This is a genomic window from Streptomyces sp. BK79 (genome assembly GCF_044142145.1).
GTDB lineage: Bacteria > Actinomycetota > Actinomycetes > Streptomycetales > Streptomycetaceae > Streptomyces.
Genome location: NZ_JBHVOC010000004.1, coordinates 331,290 through 341,353, shown reverse-complemented (window position 1 = coordinate 341,353; position 10,064 = coordinate 331,290). Strand labels below are relative to the sequence as shown.

The 10,064-nt window shown below is 73.0% G+C and carries 10 protein-coding genes; 4 read left to right on the top strand and 6 right to left on the bottom strand.

What is annotated here, in order from left to right:
- Nucleotides 1-110: 110 nt before the first annotated feature.
- Both ACFIF2_RS07185 and ACFIF2_RS07180 read right to left on the bottom strand, forming a co-directional pair.
- A complete protein-coding gene (locus ACFIF2_RS07185) occupies nucleotides 111-1,274 on the bottom strand; it encodes a serine hydrolase domain-containing protein (RefSeq protein ID WP_395571655.1) in 1,164 nt (387 codons plus the stop codon).
- The gene (locus ACFIF2_RS07180) at nucleotides 1,238-2,575 is read right to left on the bottom strand and encodes a multidrug effflux MFS transporter (RefSeq protein ID WP_395571654.1); all 1,338 of its coding nucleotides are present in this window, start codon (nucleotides 2,573-2,575) and stop codon (nucleotides 1,238-1,240) included. Before ACFIF2_RS07180 ends, ACFIF2_RS07185 begins: the two co-directional genes overlap by 37 nt.
- 105 nt (nucleotides 2,576-2,680) lie before the next feature.
- Here ACFIF2_RS07180 and ACFIF2_RS07175 point away from each other — a divergent pair, with 105 nt between their 5' ends.
- Nucleotides 2,681-3,745, top strand: a complete 1,065-nt coding sequence (locus tag ACFIF2_RS07175) for a Gfo/Idh/MocA family protein (protein ID WP_395571653.1) — start codon at nucleotides 2,681-2,683, stop codon at nucleotides 3,743-3,745.
- Here the strand turns inward: ACFIF2_RS07175 and ACFIF2_RS07170 are convergent.
- Nucleotides 3,732-5,384 carry an alkaline phosphatase D family protein gene (locus ACFIF2_RS07170; protein ID WP_395571652.1) on the bottom strand — a complete coding sequence of 551 codons (1,653 nt, stop codon included), beginning with the start codon at nucleotides 5,382-5,384 and terminating at the stop codon, nucleotides 3,732-3,734. The genes ACFIF2_RS07175 and ACFIF2_RS07170 overlap by 14 nt on opposite strands.
- Nucleotides 5,385-5,516: 132 nt before the next feature.
- Here ACFIF2_RS07170 and ACFIF2_RS07165 point away from each other — a divergent pair, with 132 nt between their 5' ends.
- Nucleotides 5,517-6,308, top strand: coding sequence for an SDR family oxidoreductase (locus ACFIF2_RS07165; RefSeq protein ID WP_395571651.1), 792 nt, complete (start codon nucleotides 5,517-5,519; stop codon nucleotides 6,306-6,308).
- Nucleotides 6,309-6,570: 262 nt separating this feature from the next.
- Here ACFIF2_RS07165 and ACFIF2_RS07160 read toward each other — a convergent pair whose 3' ends face one another.
- Nucleotides 6,571-6,897 (bottom strand): nuclear transport factor 2 family protein, encoded by a 327-nt coding sequence (locus tag ACFIF2_RS07160; RefSeq protein ID WP_395571650.1) that lies wholly within the window; start codon nucleotides 6,895-6,897, stop codon nucleotides 6,571-6,573.
- Nucleotides 6,898-7,018: 121 nt separating this feature from the next.
- Here ACFIF2_RS07160 and ACFIF2_RS07155 point away from each other — a divergent pair, with 121 nt between their 5' ends.
- Both ACFIF2_RS07155 and ACFIF2_RS07150 read left to right on the top strand, forming a co-directional pair.
- The gene (locus ACFIF2_RS07155; RefSeq protein ID WP_395571649.1) at nucleotides 7,019-7,561 is read left to right on the top strand and encodes a DoxX family protein; all 543 of its coding nucleotides are present in this window, start codon (nucleotides 7,019-7,021) and stop codon (nucleotides 7,559-7,561) included.
- Nucleotides 7,562-7,591: 30 nt separating this feature from the next.
- Nucleotides 7,592-7,939 carry a MazG-like family protein gene (locus ACFIF2_RS07150; RefSeq protein WP_395571648.1) on the top strand — a complete coding sequence of 116 codons (348 nt, stop codon included), beginning with the start codon at nucleotides 7,592-7,594 and terminating at the stop codon, nucleotides 7,937-7,939.
- A 54-nt stretch (nucleotides 7,940-7,993) separates the two neighbouring features.
- Here the strand turns inward: ACFIF2_RS07150 and ACFIF2_RS07145 are convergent, their stop codons facing one another.
- The gene (locus ACFIF2_RS07145; protein WP_395571647.1) at nucleotides 7,994-8,983 is read right to left on the bottom strand and encodes a polysaccharide deacetylase family protein; all 990 of its coding nucleotides are present in this window, start codon (nucleotides 8,981-8,983) and stop codon (nucleotides 7,994-7,996) included.
- A 42-nt stretch (nucleotides 8,984-9,025) separates the two neighbouring features.
- Entirely contained in the window at nucleotides 9,026-10,021 is a 996-nt protein-coding gene (locus tag ACFIF2_RS07140; protein WP_395571646.1) for a glycoside hydrolase family 11 protein, read from the bottom strand.
- Nucleotides 10,022-10,064 lie beyond the last annotated feature (43 nt).

The window sequence follows — 10,064 nt, the reverse complement described above, 5'->3', positions numbered from 1 at the left end:
CCTTCCCTTGTCGGCCCCCCCCCCGGCCCGGCCCCGCCCCACCCGACCACGCACCGCGCTACGCGCACCCCCACCCACCCCGCACAGGCCGCCGCAGGCACCCCACCCGCTCAGATCGACCGCACAGCCCGCGCCACCCGCGTCCCCAGCGCCGCCCGCGGCCCGTTGTCCGCGGCCCGGCGGCGCGGGTGGACCGTGTTGGCGAGGAGCACCGCGAAGGTGTCCGTCGCCCGGTCGAGGACCAGCATCGTGCCGGTGAACCCGGTGTGCCCCGCCGCCCCCCGCCCCGCCAGCTCCCCCATGAACCACGGCTGGTCGAGCGCGAAGCCGAGCCCCGGCTCGGTCAGCAGCAGTTCCACGAAGTCGGGCCCGAGGATGCGGGCAGGCCCGTACGAGCCCCCCGCCAGCAGCGCGCGGCAGAAGACCGCCAGGTCCCGCCCCGTCGAGAACAGCCCCGCGTGCCCGGCCACCCCGCCCAGCGCCCACGCGTTCTCGTCGTGGACGACCCCCCGCAGCATCCCCCGGTCCGCCTTCGCCCACGGCCGCCGCTGGTCCTCCGTCGCCGCCGCCCCCGGGCACGGCCCGAAGTGCGTCGCCGTCATGCCCAGCGGCCGGGTGATCCCGTCGTGGACGAGGACGTCGAGCGTGCGCCCGGTGATGCGCTCCAGCACCTGCTGGAGAAGCAGCATGTTCAGGTCCGAGTAGCAGTACGTCCCCGGCACCCCCACCGGCGGCTCCACCCGCAGCCTCCGCAGCCGCTCCTCGTCGTCGGCGCAGTCGTACAGCGGCAGCTCCGGCCGCAGCCCCGACGTGTGCGTGAGCAGCTGCCGCACGGTGACGCGGTGCGCGGCGGCAGCCCGGAAGTCCGGCAGGTACGCGCCCACCTCCGCGTCGATGCCGAGCGTCCCCCGTTCGATCTGCTGCACGGCGGCGACCGCCGTGAACACCTTCGTCAGGGACGCCAGGTCGAAGGGCGTCCCGACGCTCATCGGCACCCGCGACCCGGCGGGCAGTTCCACGCCCGCGTCGGCGCGCGCGTCGTAGGAGGCGTACCGCACCGCCCACCCCGCCGCCTCCTCGACGGCCAGCACGGGCCCGCGCCCGACGGCCACGACGGCACCCGCCGCCCAGGGACGCTCCCCGGCGGTGAGGCCGTGCACGTCCTCGACGACCCGGCGGAGCTGCTCGGGGTCGAGCCCGGCCCGCTCCGGGCTGTCGCTGCGCAGTCTCGGAGTGCTCAGCTCTCCTCCCCCTCCACGGGACGGCGGCGGCACATCGAGGCGAAGACGGCGAGCGCCACCACCCCCGCGACGAGCTGCACCACGGCCATCGGCAGGGCGGTGTCCTCCCCCGCGATCCCGACCAGCGGGGAGGCGACGGCGCCGATGAGGAAGGAGGACGTACCGAGCAGCGCCGAGGCGGACCCGGCCGACTTCTCGACCCGCATCAGCGCCAGCGCCTGGGTGTTGGGCAGGGCGAGGCCCATCGCGGACATCAGCACGAACAGCGCGGCGGCCACCGGCACCAGCCCGACCTCGCCGAACACGCCGAGGGACATCAGCAGCAACGCGGTCGCGGCGGCGATGACGATCAGCAGCCCGAGCGCCAGCACCCGGTCCAGCCGCACCCGCCCCACCAGGATCTTGCCGTTGACCTGCCCGACGACGACCAGGCCGATCGAGTTGAGGCCGAACAGCAGGCTGAAGGTCTGCGGGGAGGCGCCGTAGATCTCCTGGATGACGAACGGCGACGCGGAGATGTAGGCGAACAGCGAGGCGAAGGCGAACCCGCCCGCGAGCATGTACCCGGTGAAGGCGCGGTCGGCGAGCAGCCCGCGCATCGCGCGCAGCGTGTCGCCGACACCCCCGGCGTGCCGCTCCCCCTCCGGCAGCGTCTCGGGCAGCCGGGCCCACACGACACCGCCCAGCACCACCCCCACCACCGTGAGGACGACGAACACGCCCCGCCAGTCCGTCACCCGCAGGATCTGCCCGCCGATCAGCGGCGCGACCACCGGGGCGACCCCGGAGATCAGCATGAGGGTGGAGAAGAAGCGGGCCATGGCCACACCGTCGTACAGGTCGCGTACGACGGCACGCGCGATGACGATCGCGGCGGCCCCGGCGAGTCCCTGCGCCAGCCGGAAGGCGACCAGCGTCTCGACGGTGGGCGCGAGCGCGCACAGCGCGGTGGCCACGACGTAGACGGCGAGGCCGGTCAGCAGCGGGCGGCGGCGCCCCCACTTGTCGCTCATCGGCCCGACGACGAGCTGGCCGAGGGCCATGCCGGCCAGGCAGGCGGTGAGCGTGAGCTGCACGGTGGCGGCGGGCGCGCCCAGGGACCGGGTGACCTCCGGCAGCGCGGGGAGGTACATGTCCATCGCCAGGGGCGGCGTGGCGGTCAGGCCGCCGAGGACCAGGGTGACGAGCCAGCCGGTGCGCCGGGCGCCCCGCAGCGCGCCGACGGCCGGCCCCGTTGCGGGTCCGGCCGGCTGTGCGGGCTTCGGGTTCTTCGGTGTGGTGTCCGGCGGCGTGTGCGGTGACGTGTGCGGTATGGACGGCCCGCGCTCGGGCATGTGCCCCTCCCTCTTCGACAGATCCGGCACCTATGCTCTCAGCTCGTACGGACTTGAACGAACAGACTCGAACAACCTGGACGAGGGTGGGGCAGGGTGTCAGCGGTGACCGGACAGAAGGTGCGCTGGGGGATTCTGGCGACCGGCGGCATGTCGGCGAGGTTCACGGCGGATCTGGTCGATCTGCCGGACGCGGAGGTCGTGGCGGTGGCCTCGCGGACCGAGGCGTCGGCGAAGGCGTTCGCGGAGCGGTTCGGGATAGCGCGGGCGTACGGCGGCTGGGAGGCGCTGGCGCGGGACGAGGACGTCGACGTGGTGTACGTCGCCACCCCGCACTCCTCGCACCGGGCCGCCGCCGGCCTCTGCCTCGAAGCGGGGCGCAACGTGCTGTGCGAGAAGCCGTTCACGCTGAACGCGCGCGAGGCGGAGGAACTGGTCGCGCTCGCCCGCGGGAACGGCGCTTTCCTGATGGAAGCGATGTGGATGTACTGCAATCCACTGGTACGGCGGCTGAAGGCGCTGGTCGACGACGGCGCGATCGGTGAGGTCCGCAGCGTCCACGCGGACTTCGGGCTGGCGGGGCCCTTCCCGCCCGCGCACCGGCTGCGGGACCCCGCGCAGGGCGGCGGCGCGCTGCTGGACCTCGGCGTGTACCCGGTGTCGTTCGCGCAGCTCCTGCTCGGCGAGCCCGAGGACGTCACGGCGCTGGCGGTGCTGTCGGACGAGGGCGTCGACCTCCAGACGGGCGCGCTGCTCTCCTACGGCGGCGGCGCCCTCGCCTCCGTGCACTGCTCGATCGTCGGCGGCACGCCCAACTCCGCGTCGGTGACCGGCTCCACGGGCCGCATCGACGTCCCGTACGGCTTCTTCTTCCCGGACCACTTCGTGCTGCACCGGGACGGCAAGGAGCCGCAGGAGTTCCGGGCGGACCCGGCCGACGGGCCGCGGGCCAGTCTCAGGCACGAGGCCCGCGAGGTGATGCGCGCGGTGCGTGCCGGGGAGACCGAGTCCCCGCTGGTGCCGCTGGACGGCACGCTCGCCGTGATGCGGACGCTCGACGCGATCCGGGACCGCGTCGGCGTCCGCTACCCGGGCGAGACGGGCGAGCGCCCGGGAGAGGCCGGCGAGCGCCTGGGAGAGGCGGACGAGCCGGTCGTCACGCCGGCTTGAGCCCCTGGTCGCCCACCTCGGTCACGAAGGACCCGGCGGTGGTGAGGGGCGCGCCCTCGGTGGTCACGTGGGACACCGTCTTGAAGTCGGCGCGCGCCACCTGCCGCCCCAGCGTCACGGTGGTGTAGCCGCGCCGGCCGTTGAAGAACTTCAGGTGCGGGTTGGCGGTCATGAGGGTGTCCCAGTTGGACGGCTTCTCCGAGCCGTCCCGGCCGCTGGTGACAGAGGTGGTGACAATCTCCGTGCCGACGGTCCGGGAGCCGGGGTCGGAGAAGTCCCGCTTGATGTCGAAGCCGTAGGAGACGTGCACGTCGCCGGTGAGGACCATGAGGTTCTCGACACCGGCGGCCTGCGCGCCGGCCAGCACCCGCTCGCGGGAGGCCGGGTAGCCGTCCCAGGAGTCCATGGAGACCTTGGACGGGGTGGTGGTCATGTTGTACCGCTGGGAGAAGGTGACCTGCTGGGGCAGCACGTTCCACAGGGCGTTCGACCGGTGCCAGCCGTTGATCAGCCAGCGCTCCTGGGCGTCGCCGGTCAGCGTGCGGCTCGGGTCCTCGGACTCGGGCCCGGGGAACTGCCAGCCGTCGCCGTAGGCCTGGTTGGAGCGGTACTGGCGGGTGTCGAGCACGTCGAACTGGGCGAGCCGGCCCCAGTGCAGGCGGCGGTACAGCTTCAGGTCCGGCCCGTCGGGGAGCTGGGGCCGGCGCAGTGGCATGTTCTCCCAGTACGCCCGGTATGCGGCGGCGCGGCGGATGAGGAACTCCTCCGGCGGGACGCTGTTCTCGGGCGTCTCGTCGGCGTAGTTGTTCTCGGTCTCGTGGTCGTCCCAGGTGACGACGAAGGGGTGCGCGGCGTGCGCGGCCCGCAGGTCGGGGTCGGACTTGTAGAGGGCGTACCGCAGGCGGTAGTCCTCCAGCGTCACCGTCTCGCGGTTGAAGATCGGCGGGAGGGTGCCCGCGGGGTAGGCCCGGGAGCCGCCGACGGCGTTGACGGCGTACTCGTAGAGGTAGTCGCCGAGGTGGAAGACGACGTCGACGTCCTCCTGGGCGAGGTGCTTGTACGCGGTGTAGTGGCCCTCGTCGTACTTCTGGCAGGAGACCAGGCCGAAGGTGAGGTCGGAGACCCGGCTGTGCTGGGCCGGCGCGGTGCGGGTGCGGCCGGCCGGGCTGACGAAGCGGCCGGCGCGGAAGCGGTAGTGGTAGACGTGGCCGGGCGCGAGGTGGTCGACCTCGACGTGCACGGTGTGGTGGAACTCGGGGTGGGCGGTGGCCTTGCCCCGTCTGACGACGCGGCGGAACCGTTCGTCGAGGGCCAGTTCCCAGCTCACCTCGACGCGTTGGGCGGGCAGCCCGCTGTCGGCCTGGTACGGGGCGGGGGCCAGGCGCGTCCACAGCAGCACGGAGCCGGGCTGCGGGTCGCCGGAGGCGACGCCGAGCGTGAAGGGGTCGTCGGTGAGCTGTGCCGCGTCGAGTTCGGCGGCGCTCGCGGTGCCGGCGGCCGGCAGGTTGACGGAGAAGGCGAGCGCGGCGGCGGCGCCGGTGACGGTCAGGAAGCGGCGGCGGCCCAGGTGGCGGGCGGCGGCGCGGAGTTCGGGCGCGTGCGAGGGCCGGTACTGGTCCTGGTGGTTCGCGGGTGTCATCCGTTCCTCCCCTTGCAGTGGTTGCAGGGGGCATTCGAATGGCCGGGGACGACCCTGGCTTGGCGCGAACATGGCGAGCCCATGTCGGAAGGATGAGTTCCGCATGATCGGCCACGCGTACGCTGCCGAGTCATGAACACCGTGAGAACCGCCGACGTGGAACACGTCGGCACACAGAAGGTCGCCGTCGTCACGGGCGCCGGGTCGGGCATCGGCCGGGCGGTCGCCCTCGAACTGCTGGCGGCCGGCTGGTCCGTGGCCCTGGCCGGCCGGCGCGTGGAGACGCTGGAGGAGACGGCCGCCCAGGCCCCGGCGGGCGGCGCGGAGGTGCTCACCGTCCGCGCCGACGTCTCACGACCCGCGGACGTCGACGCCCTGTTCGACGCCGTACGGGACCGCTTCGGACGGCTGGACCTGCTCTTCAACAACGCCGGGACGTTCGGCCCGGGCGGCGTGCCGGTCGAGGAACTGCCCTACGAGGCCTGGCGGCACGTGGTGGACACCAACCTCAACGGGGCGTTCCTGTGCGCGCAGGCGGCGTACCGGCAGATGAAGGAGCAGGACCCGCGGGGCGGCCGGATCATCAACAACGGCTCGATCTCGGCGCACACCCCGCGCCCCCACTCGGTCGCGTACACCGCGACCAAGCACGCCCTGACGGGCCTGACCAAGTCACTGTCGCTGGACGGCAGGCCCTACGGCATCGCGGTCGGCCAGATCGACATCGGCAACGCGGCGACCGACATGACGGCCGGCATGCAGACCGGCGCGCTCCAGGCCAACGGGGAGACGGCACCCGAGCCCGTGATGGACGTCGCCGACGTGGCGCGCACGGTGCGGCACATGGCGGAGCTGCCGTTGGAGGCGAACGTGCAGTTCGCGACGGTCATGGCGACGGCGATGCCGTACGTGGGGCGCGGCTGAGGAGGGGGCGCGGCCCGCGCCCCCGCTCCGCCCTCCTCGATCCACACAATCGGAATACCCAAGTCCGCGCCATTGCGGCCGGTCGCGGACTTATGCTCAACTCTCCTTCACCGGAGCTTCACACTTGGCGGCCACGCCTTCCGTGCGGCTCCGCGAGCCATCCCGAGGGGGGAGGCGGCGGCCGTTCCACCGCACCGGCCGGGGGTGGATCCCGCGCGGGACCGCGGGAGACACGCCGGTGCGGCGCAACGGCCGCCGCGCCTTACGCCTGTCCGGTCTCGAACCGCGCGATCCGGCCGTTCTCGTCCACGGTGAAACTCCACCGCGTACGCATCTCGCCCCAGGTGTCGTTGCGGTAGCGGGCGATGAGGGCGCGGCCGCCGTTCGACTCGTTGTCGACCTCCAGGTGGCCGTTGGAGGTGAAGATCTCCTGGTCGATCCACTGGCCGAGGTCCCGGTCGTCCCCGTCGTCGGCCATGGTGGCGTCCGGCGCGAGCGTCGCGAGGAAGGCCTCGCGGTCGTGGGCGTTGACTGCGGCGACGAAGGCGCGGACGGCCGGGTCGCTGAGTCGCGTGGTCTGAATGGTCATGCCGGTCAGCGTCACACCGCCCCCGGCCCCCCGCCACCCGAACGGCGCCCGCGGCGGGCCCCGGCAGTGCGGACGGGCGACGGTGGGGGTGAGAGCCGCCGCCATCCGCGAGGGAGTCGACGTGAACTGTTGTGACCGACGTGATCTCGGCCTGCTGCTGCTCCGGCTGGGAACCGGCGGCGTCCTGGCCGCGCACGGCGCGCAGAAGCTGCTCGGCTGGTTCGGCGGCGGAGGAATCCAGGGCACCGGCCAGGCGATGGAGGCCATGGGCTACGCGCCGGGCCGGGCCAGCGCCACCGCCGCGGGCCTCGCCGAAGCCGGCGGCGGGGTGCTGCTGGCACTGGGCCTGGCCACCCCGGCCGCGGGCGCGGCGGCGGCCGGCGCGATGGCGGGCGCCGCCGCGGTGCACGCCCCGAACGGCTTCTTCGCCCAGTCCGGCGGCTACGAGTACGCGGCTTCCCTCGGCCTGACGGCCGCCGGCCTCGCGGTCACCGGCCCGGGCCGCCTCTCCGTGGACCACGCGCTGGGCCACGCGGTCAACCGGAACTGGATGGTCCCGGCGGCGTTCGCGGCGACGGCCGCGGCCACGGCGCTGGTCGTGGGGGCCCGGAACCGGCGGCTGCGCAGGGCCGCCGAGGGGCGCCAGGAGGCACTGTTCGACTGACGCCCGCGGGAACGGGGCACGCTGCTCCGCATGAGCGACATCGCGGGCGGCGCGCGGGCCGACGATCCCTGGAACACCATCGACGGCCTGTGGAAGTGGCTGGAGGCGGACCAGCCCGTCGGCGGCCGGGAGGGCCTGCTGCTGCGCATGCTGAAGCTGTCGGAGGAGGTCGGAGAGGTCGCCGAGGCGGTGATCGGCGCGACCGGCCAGAATCCACGCAAGGGGGTCACCCACACCTGGGACGACGTGGAGGCGGAGCTGTGCGACGTCGTGATCACGGCGATGGTGGCCCTGCGCACGCTCACGCCCCAGGCGCGAGAGGTCTTCGCCCGGCACCTGGCGCGGGTGGCGGAGCGGTCCCCGACGCCGGGGACCTGACGGAGCCGGTCCCCCGGGAGGTCTCCGGGGGACCGGCTCGCGGGACGGTGCCGGTCAGCCCGCGGCGCAGGACACGGTCGGCCAGGTCCAGTTGCCGTTGGCCTGGATGGTGGCGCCCCAGTTGTCGCCGCTGCCGTTGGACTTGGCGGTCAGCGTCTGCGCGTTGGGGTAACCGGCGCTGACGTTCCAGGTGGACAGCACCTTCGCCGGGGACGGCACGTTCATCGTCACCGTCCAGTCGTCGGCCCCACTGACCGAGACATTGAGGTTGTACCGGTCCCCCCACCGCTGCCCGGCGGACAGCGTCGCCGTACACGAACCGCCACCGCCACCACCACCGCCGCCGTTGCCGCCTCCGTCGGGGGCGACGGCACGTCCGGTCAGCGGCGAGATCATCCCGGAGCACAGGCCCTTGGCCGCCAGGGTCTGCGCGATGCGCGGGATCGCCGCGAGCGTGTTGGCGGGCCAGTCGTGCATGAGGACGACCTGGCCGTCGCCCAGCCGGGAGACGGCCTGGACGATCGCGTCGGCACTCGCGTTGTTCCAGTCCTGCGTGTCGACGTCCCAGATCACCTCGGTCAGCCCGTACTTGGCCTCGATCGCCCGCAGCGTGGCGTTGGTCTCCCCGTACGGCGGACGGAACAGCTTCGGCGTGCCGCCGCCCGCGCCGGCGACGGCCTGCTGGGTCCGGGAGATCTCGGACTCCATCTGCGCCTGGCTGAGCTGGGTCATGTGGGGGTGGGTGTAGCTGTGGTTGCCGACCCACATGCCGGCGTCGACCTGGGCCCGGACCAGCGAGGGGTTCTGGGCGGCGTACTGGCCCTGGTTGAACATGGTGGCCCGCAGCCCGTTCCGCTTGAGGGCGTCGAGCAGGGCCGGGGTGCTGCCGGAGGGCCCGTCGTCGAAGGTGAGCCCGACGTAGCCGGTGCAGGCGGCGGCCCGCTCGGGTGCGGCGTCGGCGGCGACGGTACCGGCGGCGGCGAGCGCGGCGACGGAGACCGCGGTGACCAGGGAGCGTGACAGCGGCCGGTTTCCGGTGCGCATACCCGTCACCTCTCTCCTCTCCTCACGTCTGCTCACGGCCGGTCAGCCCGCGCTGCACGAGACCGACGGCCAGGTCCAGTTGCCGTTGGCCTGGATGGTGGCGCCCCAGTTGTCGCCGCTGCCGTTGGACTTGGCGGTCAGCGTCTGCGCGTTGGGGTAACCGGCGCTGACGTTCCAGGTGGACAGCACCTTCGCCGGGGACGGCACGTTCATCGTCACCGTCCAGTCGCTGGCCCCACTGACCGAGACGTTGAGGTTGTACCGGTCGTCCCACTTCTGCCCGGCCGACACGGTCGCGGTGCAGCCACCGCCGCCGCCCCCGCCGCCGCCGCCGGAGCCCGTGCCGCCGACGGTGATGTTGGAGCTGCCGCTGCTCTGGTAACCCTCGGTCGCCATGATCATGTAGTAGCTGAAGTTGCCCAGCGGCATCCCGGCCCGCGACCAGGCGTCGAAGTGGTTGCCGGTGGTGATGGTGCCACCGGTCCGCTTGGCCTGCCGCACGCTCCAGTACTGGTCGAAGGTCCTGGTGCCTTCGACGGACGGCGCGTTGTAGCGGGTCGTCTTGTAGATGTCGTAGGTGCCGCCGTCGGTGGTCACGGTGCCCTTGAACTCGCCCGTGGGCCGGTAGGTGCCCCAGTTGTCGACGATGTAGTACTCGACGAGCGGGTTCGACGTCCACCCGTAGAGGGTCAGGTACGCGTTGCCGGACGGGTTGAAGGTGCCCGAGTACTGCACGGTCCGGCGTCCGCCGTTGCTCCAGCCCTTGCCCGCGACGAAGTTGCCGGTGTTCCGCCAGGAGGTGCTGTACTGGCCCCCCGCCCCCATGTCCATGGAGACGGTGCCCTGGCTGTCGGTCCAGAACGAGTAGTAGTAGCCGTTGTTGGTGCCCTCCTGGTTGGTCGTGACGACCGTGCCGGCCTGAGCGGTGCCGGGGAGCATCATCGCGGCGAGGGCGGCCAGCGCGAAGGCCCACGCGGCGCGGACGAGCAGGGTGACAGAGGGGCTTCTGCGGCGCCCGGGTTGTACGAGCAGGTTCATGGGGGGTGCTTCCTCTCCTTGCGGATTCCTGCGGGGATCGGAC